Genomic DNA, 19,540 nt, shown 5'->3' on the forward strand with positions numbered 1-19,540 from the left:
TTTGAGACTATAAATATTTTACTAAAGTATAAATATATTAATAGGCACTCATAAATGGGTGCCTAAAAAACAACTACTAGAATTCAGTCTAATCAACTCTATTCACAAGCTTATATCCAAGCCCTTTGACTGTTATAAGTATTTTAGGATTTGAAGGATTATCTTCAATCTTTTCTCTTAAATTTATTATATCTTTTTCATCATCAACAAGTAATATTTTCTTATTAAAGTATGTTTCCATAGTAAAATCACTCCTAATAAAGAGTTATTATCTTTTATTTATCAATTCTTTAACTCTGTGTATTCTGCTTAAAGTATATTCAAATAATTAAATAAAATCAAGTATATATCAATTATAAATTAAATTATAGTTAATTGTAATTTTTCTCATATTAATTCAAACAATAAAATAAAAACTGAACAGAATTAGCAAAAATACTATATCCTTTTAGCAATATCAATAAGATTATGTTGTTGATATAATAACCTCATGAATTATATGTGTTATGCTAGCAAATTATATTTAGCATTTTCAACATATTGTTTACATATAGCCCACACTTTCTCTATTGTCTCTTTGTTATTGACATAAGGTGGATAAACCTCTGTGCTTGTAATGCTTTTTATAAATGATATTGAGTTATTAGCCATTTTAACAATCTTTCCTTGGTGATTTATTAGTTTTCCAGTAATACCTGTATAAACATTAGAAGTGCAAATCGAAAAGTAAGCCTCTCCAATAATTTCTGATTTTAGTATAATAATGTTTTGTAAAAATGCAAGTACTTTCCAATACGAATTAAATTTCTTAATTGTTTCTTTACTCATTTTTGTTGCTGGAACCATAATTGCATTTACACTTATATTATAAGGCTTGTATTCTTGTTTCATCATACTTGTAACCATAAGTAAAGCTATTTTGGAATCTCCATAAATTTTATAGGAATTATATTCTTTATCTTCTACAGTTTCACCACTTAAAACTCCAAAATTAATTTTTCTTCTTTCATCAAAAAAATGCTTTATATTTGTACTACATACATTTAGAATTTTAGGATTTTTTGATTTAGCAAGTACATCCAATAATAAATCGGTCATAAGAACTGGCCCAAATAGATTGGTAGCAAATGTTAATTCTATACCATCAATACTTTGTTGAAAGTTTTTTTCTCCATGTTTAAAATGTCCAGCATTATGGATTAAGATATCCAATACACCGTATTTTTTCTTATATGTCTCACAAAAACTACAAATGGATTGCCTCGATGAAATATCCAGTTGAAGCAAATCCACATTAATATTTTTAGTTTTGGCTATGATTTCCTGACACACGGGTTCACTAATCTGAATATTACGACATGCCATTATAACTCTATAACCCTCTGATGCAAACTTAAATGCTGCTGCCTTTCCTATTCCTGAATTAGCTCCTGTTATTATTACAGTTCCTTTCATGTTAGCTACCCCCTTTTTCTTGATTCTGACTATTGTTTAGGTACTCATTAATTAGCTTCTTATTTAAATTTTCAAACCATGCTATTTCAAAATTTGTCCTATCAATTCCAAACTGCAAGGTCAATAACTCAAAATCAATTATATCTTTAATATCTCTTTGAATGTTGGAATGTTCAGTATCTTGTAAAAAGTGATTAAACTGTTCTTGATTTTCTTCTATATAGGCAATGTACTGTAATTTTGCAACATCGATGTCTTGTCTTTTGATATTCTCCAACTGCTCTCTTTCCTTTTTGAGGTCAACAATATAAGATTCAATTAGTGACAATCTTTTTTGTGTTGGAACAAAGCCCATAAAAAATAATTTGCTTAACTCCATATCCTTTACTTTCCCTGCTACCATAGAGGTCTGTACCCATTCTAAAAAACATGCTTTTCCTTTATCTGTTAGTACATAAAATTTCTTATTGACACTATTTTCAACAAACTCTTCATACACTATCATCTTCTTTTCAAGTAGCTTTTTTATTGCTGCTTGAATACTTCCCATACTGTTGCTACACATAGAAGCAAAATTCATTTCTATAACACTTCTCAGTTCATAAATTGTCAACTTCTTAAGTATAAGTAATCCCAAAATAATTTTATCCATTTTATTTACTCTCCTTTTATATTACTAATAGTAACATTCCTAATAGATAAAATCAAGCACTAGAAAACTAAAGTAACAGCTTCAAAATCACAGTAATAATATTTTGGGAACTTTAGAAAATTAATTTTATATAGACTTTATGATATTGATAAGAAAACAACTATAGTTTTAAAGATAAGGTGTGGAATATTTTAGGATAACTGATTAAATACTTGTATCATTCTGACATATGTACAAGTCTTAACATTTCATATTATAAGAACAATCTTCTGTTTATAATTGACTTTAATTAAAAAGTATTATAAGATATAAACAGAACAATATTCTGTTTGTTTAAATAAGGAGGTAAGTTTATGGCAAGAAAACCTGTTTTAGAAGGAGGAAAAAGAGAGGAAATACTAGATGCTGCTATTCGATTATTTTTAAAATATGGGTATGAAAGCACTTCTGTTCGCATGATATTAAATGAAGTTAATGGAGAAGTTGGAATGTTTTATCATTATTTTAGTTCTAAACAAGAACTATTTGATAAGTCCTTAGAGCATTTTATGAAGAAACAAAGTGAAAACTTTGCACAACTACTAATTCAAAATGAAGACACTTTATCATTTTATGAAATAATTAATAGAATACTAGATTACTACGAACAGAGCATTTCACAATTTCACAAATTAGTTGATAATAAAGTCCATTGGACTATATTGTATGCCTTACATGGTATCACCATAAAGACTATGCTACCTACAATAAAATCTTTTATTGAATTAGTATATTTAAAAACAGAAAATGATAATGTGCTGGATTTGGATTTTTTAACACAATATACCTTGAATGGAATAAGTGGCTTGTTACATAGTGAACGTTTCCCAAAATTAAATAAAAGTGAACAACATACAATTATTTCTGAATTTTTAGGTAGAACGTTAAAAGTTCCACCTCTTATATTTACAATGAATACATGATAAAAACACTTTAAGGAGGTTAGATTATGAAAATTTTATTTATAAATTTACCTTTCTCTGGACATGTATACCCTACCCTTGGGTTAGTGGAAAAATTAGTGCATAGAGGTAATTCTGTAACATACTTACTAACTGAAGAATGGAAAGATAAAGTCTTAGAAATGGGAGCTGATTTCATTTGTTATGAAGATAGCAAAAAATTTTCTATTCAAATGAAAAATGCCTATCAAATATCTATAAAAGTAGCACATGAATTTGACTTAATTATTTATGAACATCTTTTCTTTTTAGGAAAGCATATAGCAGAAAGATTTAATAAACCTGTTATTAGAGTTATTACGTCACCAGCTACTAATGAAATTCTGATGAAAGAATTTATTAACTCTGGTGGAACATTAAGAGTATTTCGTTTCAAATGGGTGTGTCGTAGATGGACTAAAAAAGTATCAAACGGAGTTAAGTTAAAGACTGATTCCTGGTTAAAAGAAATTACTGAAAATCCTCCAGAACTTAATCTTGTATATACTACAAAAAGATTTCAACCATGTGCAGAAGATTTTTTAGAAAAGAAGTTTAAATTTCTTGGTACTTCTATTTACCATCGCAATAAAAAGAATGAGTTTCTATTGCCAGAATTGAAAAATAATTTAGTTTATATTTCTCTAGGTACAATTGTAAATAAAGCAATGTCATTTTATAAAAAATGTATCACTGCGTTTAAAGATGAAAATGTAACTGTCATTATGTCTGTTGGTAATTCGATAAATATATCAGAATTAGGTGAGATACCAAAGAATTTTTATATTTACTCCTTTGTCCCACAACTTGAAATATTAGAAAAAGCAAATGTTTTTATCACTCATGGTGGCTTAAATAGTGTTATGGAATCTCTTTATTTTGGAGTTCCTATGGTGGTTATTCCGTTTATGGCAGATCAACCAACTAATGCCCAGCAAGTTGAACGCTTAAATTTAGGAAAAAAGATTTCGCACAAACACATTACAAGTGATATTCTTAAAAAGTCTACTCTAACTGTTCTTAATGATTCGACCATAACTCAAAGTATATTGCTTATGCAAAAAGAAATTAGAAATGCAGGCGGTAATGAATTTGGTGCTGATTTGATTATTCAGTATATGGATAACAAAATGATAAAATAAAGTTAAAATTGTACTGCTGTTAAGAAAAGATTTGTAAATGAAGGAATGAATCCAAAAGAAAAAAACAATAAAAGCCCATAAATAAATGAAAAAGCATTACTTATGGGCTAAATGATATACAGTCAAAAAAGATATATGTTAATTATATTTATTATTGTATTTATATATAGTTATACTTATTATTATATCTATATATAAAACTAACTGTTAAAAATAAGGTTAAAAACTCAGCAATTGGCACTGCTAACCATATTCCATCTATATTCAATACATTTGGTAATGTCAACAAACCTATAGTCATAAAACCAAATGTACGTAAAAAAGATAGTATTGCAGATATCTTTCCATTTGATAATGCTGTAAACATAGATGATGTAAAAATATTGTATCCACAAAAAAGGAAACTAAAAGAAAATATATAGAATCCAGACCTTGTAATCTCATAAACGTTGCTTCCTTTTTGAGAAAAAACCTCTACAATAGTTGGTGAACATACCATAGAAAACACAAATACCAGTAATGAAGCCACTGAGATAAATAATATACAAATTTTAAAAATGTATTTTAACTGGATATTATTTCTACTTCCATAATTATAGCTTATTATTGGAGCAACTCCCATTGAAAAACCAATATAAAGTGAGGTTAAAAGAAACTGAGAATAAATAATTATTGTAATAGCTGCAACTCCATCCTCACCAATCAATCTCATCATCATAATATTAAATAAAAAAGTAGTAACTGCTGTTGATAATTGACCCACCATCTCAGAAGAACCATTAAAACAAATCTCAAATAATACTTTTTTATCTAATTTAGGTATGCAAAATCTAAGTACCCCTTTATTTTTCGAAAAGAAAACTATACCTGCAATAGTTGGGATTAAATATCCTATACCAGTTGCAAGTGCCGCTCCACCAATACCCATTTGTAGTGGTACAATAAACACATAATCTAGAATTATATTAGTGCATCCCGCTCCAAGCACTAACCATAATCCAAATTGAGGTTTACCAGCTGTTACAAATAGACTTTGAAATAATACCTGTAATATATTAGCAGAAGCAAAAATCAAGATAATAAAAAGATACGAACGACAATATTGAATCAAAATATCACTTGCTCCTAGCCATATAATAATATTGTCCATAAATATAAGACCTATACTGGTAATTAATATTCCAATTATAGCTCCAGATAATATAGTCAAAGTAAAAATTTTCTTTGCTCCATCCGTATCATCATTCCCCATCTTGCAAGCTACAATAGCACTTCCTCCAGTAGCAAGCATAGTTCCAAGTCCAACAATAATATTAATAATAGGACAGACAATATTAATTGCGGATAAAGCATTTGTATCTACAAATCTAGATACAAATATAGTATCTACAATCGTATATAGTCCCATAAAAATCATCATGAATATAGTAGGAAATGCAAATTTTAATAAAGAAAATAAATTAAATCTCTGCGCAAGTAAATTATCCTTCACATAAATATTATCTTCTTTTTGATTTTTAGAATATAATATATCACTCATTAACATCATTATTCTGTATATTAATTCTATTTAAAATAATACTTAAATTATTATGCATTTACGAACCTCCTCTCTGCATAAAAATTATATCTAATTATTTAAATAGAGTTTTAATATATCTTGCTATTATGACGCCATATACGATAAGGATAATTTCTTAATCTTTAATCTAATTATTTTGAGTCTTTGAGTCAATACTGATGTAAATTTTAGTTTCTATCGTCTAGTATCATATGAAACAGATTTATGAATAAGTACTTCTATAATACTACTAATATCTATTTTCAACTCTTTAGATAATATATGTATTATTACTTCTTCAATGGCTGAGATACTTGCTACAACACAAACTATACTTCCAAGTAAATTTATATTCATAATGTTATAAAATAAAGGTAAACAAAATAACATAAACCCAGATAATTTATTTCCATATGTATGTAATATAGCAAATGTATTGTATTTACGAATCACCACAATTATTGATGTAATTCGAATAAGGACAATTATTAATATCCATAATACTATATACTTTGAAATATTTATTACTGGAAGCATAATAATAAACATTGATATTACTAAACATATATCAGCTATACTATCAAGCCTTGAACCAAACTTACTTGTCATATTCATTTTTCTAGCTATATATCCATCAAGAAAATCACTTACTCCACACATAATATAGACTGTAAAAAATAAAGAAGAAAACATATCTATTTTGAGCAAAGCTATTGATAAAATAATTCTAAGTATAGTAATAATATTTGCTATATTTTTCATTCCTTGTCACCTCAAAACTGATAACTTATTAACTACTTGCACTTTTATAATGTTTCATTCCTAGTTTCCAAAATCTCCACATAAATACTGTAAAAACAAATACAATACCAATTGAGTAGATTAACCCTTTTATTTTTAATGTCCCAGACAAAATTTGAGTTGGGATTGTTGACATAATTCCATATGGCAAAATCAAATAAAATAGTAGTTTAAAAATACCTTCATAAATTACACCTGGAATTTTCATATTCATTGGTAGTAAATTACCTTCTAATCTCATTATAGCAGAGGATGATATAACAAAAAATGAAATTGTTCGAAATATAATACACACATCATAAAAAAGCAATGTCATCAATAAAACCATACATATATATGCTATTATCATAATAAAAGTTATTTCTGAATTTAATTCAGATATTCCATATACAACTATAAATACACTTGCCAAAATTAAAGGTGATGAACCAATATTAATATTCTCAAATGTCAATCTAAACAATGGGTCTATTGGCTTTGTAATATAATAATCTAATTCTCCTTCTTGAATTTTGCGTGGAATATCATAAATTCCAAAACAGAAAATGGTCATATTTATAGCATTTATTAATGAAAAAGTTCCTATAAATATTAGCATATCTCCACGATGCCAACCTCCTATTGAATCTACATGAGAATAAATACCATTGAACATTAACAATTGTAATATAAATAATGAACTATCTACAAAAAATGCTCCAAAAAAATCAAATCTAAACACCATCATTTTTGATAATTTCATTTTTAGTAGCATAAATATTATTTTAAAATTTTTTTTCATTATATCCCCACCCTATCAAATAGTATTCTCATCCTTTTATAGACAATTTTATTTAATATAAAAAAGAATAAGACCCATAATGCTATAATAATCAGTCCTTGCACTGCCTCATTACTATTTCTACCTATTAATAACATAGATGGTAAATAGGTTGTGTAATAAAATGGAAAGAACTTCATAATAGTTACTACAACTTCTGGTAAAAGTACAAGTGGTATCATTGTTCCTGTAACAAATTCAGTTATATTATCGATTATCATTCTAAAAAAACCAATCTCTAGAAATTTAAATGATAAAATTCCAATAAAGAAATGAAGCTGAATCATAAAAACAAGCCCTAAGAAAATCATCAAAATTGAAATTAAAATTTGTATTGGATTTGATGTAAAAGCAAAATCTATTTTAAATATAAAAATCCATACAAAAGCAGAAATTAGATTAAATACTAAGTAAAAAAAAGTCATTCCTAAATTTTTAGCAAAAAAATAATTTTGTGTATCAATCGGAATAATCATGTATTTTGAAAATGTACCCAACTTTACACGATTGCATATCTCCTCACTTGTACTTCTTGACATATCAATACCTGATAAAAATGAACTTATTATATAATAAGACAACATTGAATTAAATGTAAAGCCAGAAACTATGTCATTTTCACCAAAAATTGCCTTCCACAAAATATAAACAAATAAAATTTTTATAATAGTAAACATCATGTTAACTACTACATCAAACCTCCAAATAAGTTGTACTTTGAAATTAATTTTAGCTATTTCATAGTACTTTCTTATATTTTGTTTAAATTTATAAAACCATGATTGTCTTGAATATGCTTCATTATAGTTGTTCATAATACTCTTCACATCCTTCTTTGTATATTCGTTCTACAACATTCCCTATATCTTCTTCTTCAATTGTTACATCCTCAACATCATACTTATCAAAAATCCATTTAACAGTTTCATTCCCCTTTTCTTTTGGCACAATTACTGATGTTTTATGTTTTGTTTGCTCAATAATCTTACAGTCTTTTGGAAATAAAATTTTGGTTTCATCAGTAAAGCTAACTGTTATTTTCTTATATTTTTGAAAATGATTAAATAATTCATCTGTAGAGCCATCATATATTTTATGACTATTTTCTATGACAATACTTCGACTACAAAGGCTCTTAATATCTTCCATATAATGAGATGTAAGCATTATTGTAGTACCTTTTTTCTCATTTACTTCTTTCAGAAAATACCTAATTTGTTTTTGTGCCACTGCATCTAGACCTATTGTTGGTTCATCTAAAAATAAAATTTTAGGATTATGAAGAAGTGCTACAATAAGCTCCATTTTCATTCTTTCTCCTAAAGAAAGTATTCTAACTTGAACATTTAGATAATCAGATACTTCAAACAACTCTATAAAGTAATCCAAATTCTTTTTATACTCTTCATCAGATATATCATATAGTTCTTTAAACAATAGAAATGTATCTGCTGGTGTCAATTCAAAAAATAGCTGACTTTTTTGCCCCATAACAACAGCATATTGTTTTTTAAAATTATTTTCTAACTTATTTGGATAATAACCCATGACAGAAATTTTTCCAGATGATGGCGCAATAATTCCAGTCATCATCTTAACAAGAGTTGTTTTTCCAGCTCCATTTTGACCTATTAATCCGACAAATTCTCCTTTTTCTATTTTTAAATCAAGGGATGATATAGCTGTTTTTTCTGTATATTTTCTATTAAATAAAGATTTTATGCTTACCATAAGTCCTGGCTCTTTCTCAAATCTTCTATAAGATTTAGTCAGTTCATTAAGTTCAATAATACTCATTTTTATTGCCTCCATATCTTGTATTTTCTACAAAAAAAGTCCACAGGTATTTATATCTGCCTTTTTATGTGGTATACATATTTACCTACACAAAAACAGAAAACTCCTGTGGACTAGAAAATTTAATCTTTTCTATTTCAACATAATTATATTCAAAATAACACTATGTAAAATTAATAAAGGTGTAGCAGATTAAAGCCCACTACACCACAATTTAACAAAGTAATATATAATAATATTATTATTTGTTGTCATATGTTAGTTATCTATAAAGGCAGAGCAAGACACAACAATTAAATGTATCAAAAATACACTTAAAAATTCTGATTAAACAGAATACATATGCGTCTCCAACTATTTATTTGTTGGTTACCATTATATATAACTCCGACATTAAGACACTCCTTTACTAATATTATTGTTGATATTCTATCATAAAACTTTTCTATGTTCAAGTATAATTTAAGATACTCATATATTTATCTTATTTATTTACAATTGAAATTTAATTTCATTAATTAGTTTAAGCAAAATTTAAAAATACAGTATTTATATTAGAAATAACACTCCTATACTCCCTTCTTCCAAAGTACACTATTATACAAATCAGATGCAATTTTTTTAATTTTATATTATAATATTGTCACAAGCTTCCAAACAAATAGTATTAACTAAAAGAATTATAAACTAAAAATCTTAAGGGGTTACTCTATGGAAAATAATACAGTACAAGAACAATTATGTGATTTATCAAAAAAAATCTGGCACATTTATACTTTAAATCCAGACGATGATGGCGTACAATTTATCATTTCTTTATTAGATGATAATTTTACATTGTTTGGAACAGGAAAGCATGAATTTTATACATCATTAGAAAACTTCATTATAAATCTTGAAAAAGACCAACAAGAATCAGAAGAAATAAATTTTAAAATTATAGATGAATGGTACTCATGTACTAAAGTTACAAATGAAACTTTTATAGTATATGGAACGCTATGGGTAATAGAAGAAGAGTACTTAGAAAAAGACATATATATAGAAATGGATACTAGATTTACTATGGTATACAAAGTTATAGATGGTAAAATCACACTGCTCCATGTACACCATTCTATTCCAAACTTTGAGCAAGCAAAAGATGAATACTATCCTAAAACAATAACTGAAAAAGCAAAGGAAGCTCTAGCTATGGCTCATGAGTTTAAGTTAAAATCAGAAAAAGACCTTATGACTGGATTATATAATCGTCATTTTTTTGAAGTACATATAAAAGAAATGCTAGAAACTACTTCATGTGGGTATTTTTATATTTTTGATTTAGATAATTTTAAGCAAATAAATGATATATTTGGCCATGTTAGAGGAGATGAAATATTAATACAATTTGCTAATGTTTTGACTAAAGTGTTTGCCAATGATGCTATTATTGGAAGACTTGGAGGAGATGAATTTGCTGTATTTGAATATATCAATCAGTCTAAGGAAGATGTTGAAAATAAGGCAAAAAAAGTTGCAAAGTTATGTTCTGATAGCAATTCTTGCTCTATAGGTATATCAAAACTAGAAAGTAATTTAGATACTTTTCAATCTTTATATAAACAATCTGATTATGCTCTATATTATACAAAACGAAACAACAAAGGAAATTTTAGTTGGTTTTAAGATTAAAGAGATTCAAACATAAAAGGGTGATAAAATTCGATTACCACCCTTTTCATTTGTATAATATTTTATAATTTTAACTAAAATTGCCATAAAAATTACATTATTTTGGCAATTCGGTGGCAATACAATATATTATTGATATATAATTCCTACAAATGTTACCATGCTTGATTATCTTAACTACAGTTTCCACATGTTTTAAGGATACAAAAATATACTTGTTGAATTTGGAACCCCAGTGTATTTCATAAAGAACTACCTATGAATGTAATTTTTTAGGGTCTTTCTGCCTGCTTTTTGTGAATTTAACTCTGCCTTCCACCATCAAATTTATAGCAATTCGCCACTCGCCTTCCGCTCTACAATCCCAATACAAATTCATTTAAAAACTACAAATCATAAAAGTGTTTTATCTGTAATTCGTTGCATTATTTTCTAACTACCCACTATCCTAACCTTTAGATAATCAATTTTAAATTTTCTAAATTTTACAATCTCTGTATACAACACATTATAGCTTCTTTTAATAGTAATTGGGTTATAAAAAACCGTATTGTAATTACCTGCTTTTAAATAGTGTAACATAGCATTTATACTATATTCAACCAATAAATCACCTTAACATCTGTACATTCGATGTCAGCCAAATCTAGTGAGACTCTGAATGATACTATATAATTTCTGCATTTCTCACCATAGATGTTAGCTATTATAAATTTTCCATAAACATTTACAATACTCTTATTTCTGTTGATTCTCCTCTCTTACAATGCTCTATAATATAGTTTGAAACAAAAAAGTATCTATTGACATTAAAATCGTTAAGTCCCTTTGCCCTCCCGAGCCTCACAAATAGGTTTGACTGTTTCAATTTACTCAAGTCAATATCTTCACCTGAAATACCTAAAATTTCTTGTAACCATTCATAGGCTAAATCAGGAGTGGTAATATCAAACATCAAAAATATCTTTCCTTTTCCATTATATATTTTCTAAAATCTCTATTTTACATGCAATACTCTTTTCTTTACTATCTTTAATTGATTTCATCTCAGTTCACTCCATTTTATAATACCATTATTAATTGGAGTGTCAACAATTTTTCTCAAATTTTTAACCAAATGATAGATTGATAAAACTCAATATAACCATGTGGAAACTGATAGTAGCACTTTGAGCCTACACCGTCTGTTTCATATACTCAAGGTTAGATTCAATCCTATGTTTTAGAATAATATAATCATTCATATTATAGATTATATTTTGTTCTTTTAATTTTCATCCAAAATCATCTAGCATTTGAATAACATCCAAAAGCTCTTTACCTCTATTACACTCCCCAATGCATACTGTATGGAAACAATATAATAAATTTTCGTTATACTTGTTTTCTTTTTATTCTAGGGCAAAAAAACAATAATTAAAATCATGCTGTGAATATCTCATATGCTCCTGAAATATATCTGTAGATTTAGTTAATTGATACACAACTCCTAAATATCCCTACCTTTCAAAATAATCAGTACTATAGTTGTGATAGTAAACATTCTTTGCAAATATTGTCTTTATTTTCCACTGAAAAAGTCAGTATCAGAAACAGTATGCTATCTCCTAAAATTTTATTAATCATCCTTTTTTAAAACATAAAATTTGAATTATCATATTTAATTTTTGATTCATTTCTTATTAATCCAGGTAATGCTTGATTTAGAGTTATATTGATAGAATTAGAAAAATCATACATCCTTTTTATATACCCAATTATACTTTGGAAAATAAAATATTTTGTTATTTATATTTTTTATTGAGAAATCACATAAGCATTTTCAAATGTAATCCATCTTCTTAAATTCATCTGTATACTGTGACTTATAAAGCTGGAGTTTTTGTTCAAATGATGAGACTACAAAACAGTTTTTTTTAATTTTCTCTGATTTTTATTGTCAAAAAAACAACAAACTCAAGACATTCTAACCTCCTACTTCGTGTATCATTAAATAGATTTTTCAAACTACATTAATCATAACTGTACTTATCATAATCTTTAAGCGAGTATTTATAGAAATTATTACGTTGACAGAATAAATCGATTAAAGCTATTAATGTATACCCCAAAAATAATATTTGACCAATTACATATGGACTAAGAATAAGTATAATATTTCCTGCTACTATGTATAAAAAACCTTTCAAATACTTTCTATTTAAAATTTCATGTATCCCAAATAAGCCTAAGGGAATACATGAATTATTTCTATCCCCCACAAATATAAATAAGCTAAGAAAAGCAAACATATCAAAATCAATTTTACTTATATTTCTTGTTCTAAAGGAGTCAACGATATATAACCAGAAATTATTTATCTTTGATGTGAATTTACTTTTTTCACCTAATTCTGAAGAAATCGCACACCACATAGAAACAAACAAGTACGATACTGCCTTTATAAATAAAATTACCATTGTGTTATCAGAAGCATCATATTTTCCAATTAATATTTTAAATATTGTGACTGACATTATTATTAGAAGCAGAATAAAGGAAACTATTCCTGAAATTGCTTTTCGTTCTGCATAGTTGTATTTTTTTTTGCAATAACACAGTCAAGAAGACAATAAGCATTATAATATCAACTGATATTGTGGTAAAATTTAACTTTCTAATCCCTAAAATAACATTAGCTGATATAATTACTGCGTAAACAATAATAAATTTAACTACGTCAATTAATATCTCTCTTCTTACCACTTCCTTTCCATCTTTGAATCGCACAAATCTACCTTTCATAAGCATAGCCATAAAATATGTTAAAAACGGAACTATTAATATTATAAATTCCATAGATTCCCTCAGTTTATATCGAAAATTATTTTTACATTTCTATTTATCGATTTGAAACTCTCCCCTTTTCACTCTATGGCATTTTTGAAGTAATAAACACTTCTCAGATATTCAGATTTCAGAATTTCAAATATAATTTCAGGATAAATTCAATAAAAATTGAATTTATCCTGAAATCAGTTTACTTAGTATATTGATAGCTTTATCCTTTCTATGTTGAGGAACTTCATTACCAAGATAAGATGCTCGAATGCATAAATCGTCGACATACTTATCTACTGTTTTAAGTGATTGAGATAAGATTCTTTCAAACTTCTGAGCAATCTTTTGTTGTACTTCAGAATCAAGTGATGATAATAGCTCTTGGTAATTAAATTCACTGAATTTGATAAGCAAGAATTTTAATACTCCATCATTTCCTCTCCATTCATGTGTACTAATATATTCCATCATATTTTTCATATTTATGAAATCCGTTACAATCATAAACATTTCAAAATTACCACTTAATATCAATTTATCAATTCCTATTTTATATTTTTGATGACCAAAGATATAGTATAATACCTTAATAAAGTACTCTTCCTTCATTACACCTCTTATTTTTGAGATTTCATTAATAAATTGAATCCTTATTTCATCATTTAGAAAGTTTATATCTTCTAATGTTCTATAATAAAAACATTCATCTTTAAAAATATATTTAAATGATATAAAAGTCGCTAAACTCAAATATTTTCTTTCAGAACACTCATTTACTATATTCTCATTTATTGGAGAATTTATATTGTGAAAAATCCAATTAATTAAATCATAAGAAATTTTATGACCAATATCATCATTTGCTATAGCTTTAGCAACAAAATCCACATTCTGTTTTCCAAGCATGTTATCTTCATGATATCTAGATGAAATTAGGTTTTTAAAAAAGATTATTTCTTCCCTCCATCTTGAGTAATCTGATCCTGTATATAGAATACGATAAGTAATAAAAAACATAATATCTTTTTCTTCCATGAACTCACCTAATTTATTTATAAAACTTCGGTTAAGTTCATTATTCTCCAACTCAATAAAGTAATGTAACAGTTTATACTTGAGTAATCTTTTTAATTCTTCTCTAAAATTTATATAAGTCCTACATGTATCCTCTCTCTGTATTTGATTAAAATTCCTCTTTTCTTTTTTGAAAATTTTAATATCTAATGTATGCTCGATTTTTCTACTATCCATTTGCAAGATTATTTCTTTTTTCTTATTGAAAACTTTTATTATAAACTTACAATATCGTTCAATTATTTTTTCTCGCAATAATTCTGTACAACAATAATCACTGCTTTTAAACGAATGATATAACATCTCCATCATCTGAAGGTTACGAGCTGAGTTGCATAATGAAATAATATCTTCTTGAGAAAAAATGGCTTTCCAAATTGCTGTAGGAAAATCTAAAAAATTAATTTCATCTAATAATGTATTGTCAGTTTTATAAACGGTCTCAAACATGGATGAAAATTTCTCTTTATCACCATCAGATTCTTTTTTTATGAAATTGAACATAAAATCTTCTTGTTTTGTATATATTCTTAGTAACTCTTCAAATGGTAGCTCAAGCTCACTTTGCTCATACTGATTCCAAAAATTCGAATTTATTAATCGTAAACTTACTAATTTATAATATAAGTTTTTCTTCTCTGGCCTTTTGAAAATTTCCTCTAATGAAAGCAAAATCTTTTTATCTTTACTTTCCCCAACCCATTGATACCATGAATATACATGGCATAATACTGAATAGACCATTTCTTCCCTTTGTGATTTTTCTATATTTGATAAATCCACAAATAATATTTCTATAAAATCAAGATTCTTTGATTTTATCGTTTCATTAAATACAAACTGATACTCATTTAAAATAGTTCTTTTAATTTGCCTAGTTATCCTATCTCTATCCTCTTGAACATAAAATAGCACATTACTAATCATTAATCCCTTTATAAACAAAACAATAAATTCCATTATAATGATCGTTATAGAAACATAAAAAAGTGACTCAGCATAACCATTATATTTACTCAGTAAAAATATTTTCTTGAAATTTAAAATTGAATAAACAGATAAATATAAGAGTAACATCCTAAATAATGTCGAATTGAACATCCTATATTCAATGCTGTCCATAATAATTAATTTTGTTTTACTTTTTCCCCAATGAAGATCCCGATTATTCGCTGATGAATAACTAATTAAGAATTGTATAAATGAAATAAATATTCCATACATAGTATAAATAGCTACAGTTAAAACTATTGGATCGCAATTTAAAGGAATTCGCATAAACTGCATTTTTTCTTGAAGAATAGTAAATATGAACAGTAAAATCATCGCTATATATCTAATGAGCAAAATTATTAAACTACTTATTGTAGGATATTTGATTTCAAAGTCTCTTTCTCTAAATCTAAACCTTATTCTCGTCATTTTTTTATCTATCAAAATAAAAAGTAAATATATAACTATAGTGCATATAAAAATAATTAATATATTATCCATTTAGTCCCCCTTACTGCATATAACATATATTACTGCTTACTGCAAATCTGCTTATAATGCATTTTCTCAACTAGATTTCGCTGCATTTTAATTAATATTAAGTATCACCGTAATTCTCCAAAAACATATCTTGAATTTTCCTGAATAACTCTAGATAAATTGTGATTTTTTAAGTTTGAAATACCTACTATTGTTTGATTCAATTTTTCATACATTTCATGACAATGATTTATAGCTCTAATAAATGGTGCATCTGTTTCAACGAGTAATTTATCTTATGGTATCTTCTGAATAACTCTTTTTCCTCCTACTGTAGCAATCATTTTGCTATTTATAGAAAAATGGCACCCCAACTCTATAGCTTGTCTTAATTGATTTTCATTACCAGTAAACCAGTGTAAAATACAAGTGTTATTTCTTAAAGTGTCATAAGATTTCAAAATCTTCAGCACATATTGAGAAGATTTCACACTATGAATTGAAAGTACTTTATTACCTAATCTGCTACATTCCCTTACATCATTTGTAAAGACTTCGATTTGTTTCTCCTCTGACTCGATATATTGATTATTAAAATCAAGTCCTACTTCTCCAATATATTTTACATTTTGAATCTTGTCCAAAATTAATGTAATTTCATTAAATCTTTCATCAATCAATTGAGGATGTAACCCCAATGCCACATTGATATTAGAATTATTCTTACAAAAATCAACTTCTTGACTATATGCCATTGGTGCTGTCATTACAGCAATAATTCCTAAACTCTCATTCATCGATTCCATTTTTCACCATTCTCAATTGATACCATGCCTTCCATGTACGAAAATATTTCCAAGGTTCACAAGACAAATAAATAAGTGCTCTCTTAATTACTTTTGATAAAATAATACTTTTATCAATTAAAAATATTCTAGATATTTTAACTAAATTTTTTTCCTTAAAATACTCAGTTTTTTCAGAATATAAATCTAATACATAATCCAATTTTTCTTCATCTTTACGTCATTCTATGAATGATAGGATTATATTCACTCCACTTACTTAAATAATCTACAAAGATTTCAAAACACTCATCATAGTTCTAATTAGTTGGTGATGTGTACATAATATCAATCAATAATTCTACAATGCTTAAGTGATTTTCAAATGTTATTTTCTCCAATACATATTTCGCAAGCTTTACACTTTCCTTATAATAAATTGATTCCATTGTAATTATTAATGACTCTTTGTTGCATTCGATTTTACTATTATCTACTTTATTTCATGAAATCTTATTACTATCATATACACCAGAATCTACGCTTCTAACAGTACTTGCTACAAAACAATATGATTCATTTAACTTTTTTATGAATTCAATCGAATCACTATAATTATTTCTACACCATAAAGAAATTTTTTCTATTATATTTCTATTTTCAAAGCCACCATATATTTTTTCTATATCATATGCAATAACTTGCATAATTTTTTCTGTTATTTTGTTTTTTTCTCCCCCAAGATTTTCTATTACCAAGTCCACAATATCATCGTATGCAGTTCCATAATTAACATATATATTGGAAAGTGCTATAGTAATTTCTTTCGAAATTTTATACTTATATAACGATTCTTCAATAATATAAGGTATGGAAATTTCAAACCCTAATGTAGCATAACCTTCATCTCTATCTTTCAATCTACAAGCTGCTGCTATTACAGATGATTAGTGAATATTCATTAATAGTCTGAAAATATTATCTGTAGGAAGATGTTTTTTATCCCCTAACCTTCTATAATACGTATAAAATTATATACAAGTTCAGATGTATTTTCGTCTTTTATATAATTCTCTGAAAGTTGTCTAAACAAGTTTATCCTTCTATAAGCTTCATTATCTACACCTATAATAGCTTTAATTGCTTTAAGAAAATATTGTTCTGATAATTTATTATCAAATATTACAGCTTTTTTTGAATACTCTAAATAAAATTCCTTTAATTCATATGCTGACCGTGGATATCTATTCATTTTTTATCAAGCTCGCTTATATGCCATGCTGCAATATCTATGCATTTTTTATGTTTTATAATTTCATGTATTATCTTAAAGTGAAATTTATTTTCTAAATATTTATTTTCTAAATTTCTTTTGCAATGTTCTTCTATTAAACTCTTTTCTTGAATAAGCAATATGCTAAATATAATTCTTATGACTATTCTATAATAATCATAAGAATTATGATCATTATAGAATTAATAAAGTCCTCGTTCACAATTTGAAAATTCTTCAAGAAATTGATCCATGTTTGCTTTATTCATCCCTAATTCAGTTAATATTATAACTCTAATAAAAAGGAATCAATAATAAAATCTATGATTTTTTTCAACTCTTCTCGCTTTTTTTATCTCGCGACCACCATTTTTTTCATATCCTCTAATGCTAGGTATCCAAAAATCATCAAAGCAATATTTTTCACATTTTAAGAACTTCTTTAATGCATACAATCTAAATGTATATTCCTTTGGCAATTCACCATTCATTTCATAAAATGACATATATGAAAAATCCATTCTTATTTCGGTATTATAAGCTATATTTTCTGCTTCCTTAATTTCCCCTCTTTTTAATAATAATTCTGCTATACTAAGCCTATATTTTAAGTCTGTTACATGTATTTTTTCTTTTTTCTATATAATTAGTAAGATTATCGCCTAAAATCCAAATTTCATCATTTATAGAATAATTTAATTCTTCAAATGCACTTGCACATGCTGCAAACATATCTATATCATCAGAGAGGCTAATTATAGATTTAACTTTCTCTATATCTCCTTGCAAAAGTAAACTATAAGTGATATCAAAATTCTTAAATAGGATATGGACTCCAATCATGCATCTAATTCACTAATTTTTCTGAATCATATCTTATTGCCATGTATATACCTAATCGTAATACATGTAGTCTATCAACTATATGTTGAAAGTTTCTATTATTCTTTTCTTCTTTTGAATATTGTTTTATTGTTACAGAAGATGTAGCAAAAATTAATCTGCTCGCTCAGTATATTTAATTAACGAATTTGCATATATTTGTAATGTTAATTCATTTAATGAACTAAACTCTGATTTTCTCGAAATATATCTGGATATGATACTTTCAAATCCTAATTTTTTAGATAGTTCAATATTATCTAATATAATTTCTTTCACTCCCGCATCAGTAGCTCTACATTTAGTTAACAAATACAAAAGTTTATGTGCATCCAATTTATAATTATTATT

Annotated in this window: 20 protein-coding genes and 1 pseudogene; 3 read left to right on the forward strand and 18 right to left on the reverse strand. The window is 26.5% G+C overall.

The window, feature by feature from the left end; genetic code table 11:
* Positions 1-88: 88 nt before the first annotated feature.
* The 3 genes and pseudogenes from KGF46_RS16355 to KGF46_RS16365 all read right to left on the reverse strand — a co-directional run.
* Positions 89-190 (reverse strand): annotated as a pseudogene (locus tag KGF46_RS16355) (winged helix-turn-helix domain-containing protein); the annotation flags it as partial.
* A 314-nt stretch (positions 191-504) separates the two neighbouring features.
* Positions 505-1,455 (reverse strand): SDR family NAD(P)-dependent oxidoreductase, encoded by a 951-nt coding sequence (locus KGF46_RS16360; protein ID WP_227850735.1) that lies wholly within the window; start codon positions 1,453-1,455, stop codon positions 505-507.
* A 1-nt stretch (position 1,456) separates the two neighbouring features.
* A complete protein-coding gene (locus KGF46_RS16365) occupies positions 1,457-2,107 on the reverse strand; it encodes a PadR family transcriptional regulator (RefSeq protein ID WP_227830012.1) in 651 nt (216 codons plus the stop codon).
* A 353-nt stretch (positions 2,108-2,460) separates the two neighbouring features.
* On the opposite strand from KGF46_RS16365, the gene KGF46_RS16370 reads away from it, so the two are divergent.
* Both KGF46_RS16370 and KGF46_RS16375 read left to right on the forward strand, forming a co-directional pair.
* Positions 2,461-3,069 carry a TetR/AcrR family transcriptional regulator gene (locus KGF46_RS16370; RefSeq protein ID WP_227830013.1) on the forward strand — a complete coding sequence of 203 codons (609 nt, stop codon included), beginning with the start codon at positions 2,461-2,463 and terminating at the stop codon, positions 3,067-3,069.
* A 26-nt stretch (positions 3,070-3,095) separates the two neighbouring features.
* Entirely contained in the window at positions 3,096-4,229 is a 1,134-nt protein-coding gene (locus KGF46_RS16375; protein WP_227850736.1) for a macrolide family glycosyltransferase, read from the forward strand.
* A gap of 160 nt (positions 4,230-4,389) precedes the next feature.
* On the opposite strand, the gene KGF46_RS16380 is transcribed toward KGF46_RS16375, so the two are convergent.
* From KGF46_RS16380 to KGF46_RS16400, 5 genes are all read right to left on the reverse strand, one after another.
* On the reverse strand, positions 4,390-5,769 hold the full coding sequence (locus tag KGF46_RS16380) for an MATE family efflux transporter (RefSeq protein WP_227850737.1): 1,380 nt from the start codon (positions 5,767-5,769) through the stop codon (positions 4,390-4,392).
* A 216-nt stretch (positions 5,770-5,985) separates the two neighbouring features.
* Positions 5,986-6,552 (reverse strand): CDP-alcohol phosphatidyltransferase family protein, encoded by a 567-nt coding sequence (locus KGF46_RS16385; protein ID WP_227857038.1) that lies wholly within the window; start codon positions 6,550-6,552, stop codon positions 5,986-5,988.
* A 28-nt stretch (positions 6,553-6,580) separates the two neighbouring features.
* Entirely contained in the window at positions 6,581-7,372 is a 792-nt protein-coding gene (locus tag KGF46_RS16390) for an ABC transporter permease (protein WP_227830017.1), read from the reverse strand.
* Entirely contained in the window at positions 7,372-8,226 is an 855-nt protein-coding gene (locus KGF46_RS16395) for an ABC-2 family transporter protein (protein ID WP_227862167.1), read from the reverse strand. The genes KGF46_RS16390 and KGF46_RS16395 overlap by 1 nt, the downstream gene beginning before the upstream one ends.
* Positions 8,213-9,208, reverse strand: a complete 996-nt coding sequence (locus KGF46_RS16400; RefSeq protein ID WP_227830019.1) for an ATP-binding cassette domain-containing protein — start codon at positions 9,206-9,208, stop codon at positions 8,213-8,215. Before KGF46_RS16400 ends, KGF46_RS16395 begins: the two co-directional genes overlap by 14 nt.
* A gap of 711 nt (positions 9,209-9,919) precedes the next feature.
* On the opposite strand from KGF46_RS16400, the gene KGF46_RS16405 reads away from it, so the two are divergent.
* Positions 9,920-10,876: a diguanylate cyclase domain-containing protein gene (locus KGF46_RS16405; RefSeq protein ID WP_227862168.1), complete on the forward strand. Its 957-nt coding sequence runs from the start codon at positions 9,920-9,922 to the stop codon at positions 10,874-10,876.
* A 733-nt stretch (positions 10,877-11,609) separates the two neighbouring features.
* Here the strand turns inward: KGF46_RS16405 and KGF46_RS16410 are convergent.
* The 10 genes from KGF46_RS16410 to KGF46_RS16455 all read right to left on the reverse strand — a co-directional run bounded on the left by KGF46_RS16410 (position 11,610) and on the right by KGF46_RS16455 (position 19,507).
* Positions 11,610-11,840: a hypothetical protein gene (locus KGF46_RS16410; protein WP_227862169.1), complete on the reverse strand. Its 231-nt coding sequence runs from the start codon at positions 11,838-11,840 to the stop codon at positions 11,610-11,612.
* 1,054 nt (positions 11,841-12,894) lie between these two features.
* Positions 12,895-13,398 (reverse strand): hypothetical protein, encoded by a 504-nt coding sequence (locus KGF46_RS16415; protein WP_227862170.1) that lies wholly within the window; start codon positions 13,396-13,398, stop codon positions 12,895-12,897.
* Between the two features lie 487 nt (positions 13,399-13,885).
* A complete protein-coding gene (locus KGF46_RS16420) occupies positions 13,886-15,703 on the reverse strand; it encodes a hypothetical protein (protein WP_227862171.1) in 1,818 nt (605 codons plus the stop codon).
* 842 nt (positions 15,704-16,545) lie between these two features.
* Positions 16,546-17,055, reverse strand: a complete 510-nt coding sequence (locus KGF46_RS16425) for a TatD family hydrolase (protein ID WP_413927285.1) — start codon at positions 17,053-17,055, stop codon at positions 16,546-16,548.
* Positions 17,039-17,257, reverse strand: coding sequence for a hypothetical protein (locus KGF46_RS16430; protein WP_227862172.1), 219 nt, complete (start codon positions 17,255-17,257; stop codon positions 17,039-17,041). The genes KGF46_RS16425 and KGF46_RS16430 overlap by 17 nt, the downstream gene beginning before the upstream one ends.
* Before the next feature lie 280 nt (positions 17,258-17,537).
* Positions 17,538-17,954 (reverse strand): hypothetical protein, encoded by a 417-nt coding sequence (locus KGF46_RS16435; protein WP_227862173.1) that lies wholly within the window; start codon positions 17,952-17,954, stop codon positions 17,538-17,540.
* 86 nt (positions 17,955-18,040) lie between these two features.
* Complete coding sequence (locus KGF46_RS16440; RefSeq protein WP_227862174.1) at positions 18,041-18,286, reverse strand: hypothetical protein; 246 nt, start codon at positions 18,284-18,286, stop codon at positions 18,041-18,043.
* A gap of 329 nt (positions 18,287-18,615) precedes the next feature.
* Positions 18,616-18,813, reverse strand: coding sequence for a hypothetical protein (locus tag KGF46_RS16445; RefSeq protein ID WP_227862175.1), 198 nt, complete (start codon positions 18,811-18,813; stop codon positions 18,616-18,618).
* A gap of 94 nt (positions 18,814-18,907) precedes the next feature.
* On the reverse strand, positions 18,908-19,150 hold the full coding sequence (locus KGF46_RS16450; protein ID WP_227862176.1) for a hypothetical protein: 243 nt from the start codon (positions 19,148-19,150) through the stop codon (positions 18,908-18,910).
* A gap of 153 nt (positions 19,151-19,303) precedes the next feature.
* Positions 19,304-19,507 (reverse strand): hypothetical protein, encoded by a 204-nt coding sequence (locus KGF46_RS16455; RefSeq protein ID WP_227862177.1) that lies wholly within the window; start codon positions 19,505-19,507, stop codon positions 19,304-19,306.
* Positions 19,508-19,540 lie beyond the last annotated feature (33 nt).

Source organism: Clostridioides sp. ZZV14-6153 (assembly GCF_020657855.1).
Taxonomy (GTDB): domain Bacteria; phylum Bacillota; class Clostridia; order Peptostreptococcales; family Peptostreptococcaceae; genus Clostridioides.

Excerpts from the sequence above, each read along its gene's own strand:
- KGF46_RS16360 (WP_227850735.1), bottom strand. The coding sequence starts at position 1,455 with ATGAAAGGAACTGTAATAATAACAGGAGCTAATTCAGGAATAGGAAAG.
- KGF46_RS16365 (WP_227830012.1), bottom strand. The coding sequence starts at position 2,107 with ATGGATAAAATTATTTTGGGATTACTTATACTTAAGAAGTTGACAATT.
- KGF46_RS16370 (WP_227830013.1), top strand. The coding sequence starts at position 2,461 with ATGGCAAGAAAACCTGTTTTAGAAGGAGGAAAAAGAGAGGAAATACTA.
- KGF46_RS16375 (WP_227850736.1), top strand. The coding sequence starts at position 3,096 with ATGAAAATTTTATTTATAAATTTACCTTTCTCTGGACATGTATACCCT.
- KGF46_RS16380 (WP_227850737.1), bottom strand. The coding sequence starts at position 5,769 with ATGAGTGATATATTATATTCTAAAAATCAAAAAGAAGATAATATTTAT.
- KGF46_RS16385 (WP_227857038.1), bottom strand. The coding sequence starts at position 6,552 with ATGAAAAATATAGCAAATATTATTACTATACTTAGAATTATTTTATCA.
- KGF46_RS16390 (WP_227830017.1), bottom strand. The coding sequence starts at position 7,372 with ATGAAAAAAAATTTTAAAATAATATTTATGCTACTAAAAATGAAATTA.
- KGF46_RS16395 (WP_227862167.1), bottom strand. The coding sequence starts at position 8,226 with ATGAACAACTATAATGAAGCATATTCAAGACAATCATGGTTTTATAAA.
- KGF46_RS16400 (WP_227830019.1), bottom strand. The coding sequence starts at position 9,208 with ATGAGTATTATTGAACTTAATGAACTGACTAAATCTTATAGAAGATTT.
- KGF46_RS16405 (WP_227862168.1), top strand. The coding sequence starts at position 9,920 with ATGGAAAATAATACAGTACAAGAACAATTATGTGATTTATCAAAAAAA.
- KGF46_RS16415 (WP_227862170.1), bottom strand. The coding sequence starts at position 13,398 with ATGTCAGTCACAATATTTAAAATATTAATTGGAAAATATGATGCTTCT.
- KGF46_RS16420 (WP_227862171.1), bottom strand. The coding sequence starts at position 15,703 with ATGATTAGTAATGTGCTATTTTATGTTCAAGAGGATAGAGATAGGATA.
- KGF46_RS16425 (WP_413927285.1), bottom strand. The coding sequence starts at position 17,055 with ATGGAATCGATGAATGAGAGTTTAGGAATTATTGCTGTAATGACAGCA.
- KGF46_RS16440 (WP_227862174.1), bottom strand. The coding sequence starts at position 18,286 with ATGAATAGATATCCACGGTCAGCATATGAATTAAAGGAATTTTATTTA.
- KGF46_RS16445 (WP_227862175.1), bottom strand. The coding sequence starts at position 18,813 with ATGTCATTTTATGAAATGAATGGTGAATTGCCAAAGGAATATACATTT.
- KGF46_RS16450 (WP_227862176.1), bottom strand. The coding sequence starts at position 19,150 with ATGATTGGAGTCCATATCCTATTTAAGAATTTTGATATCACTTATAGT.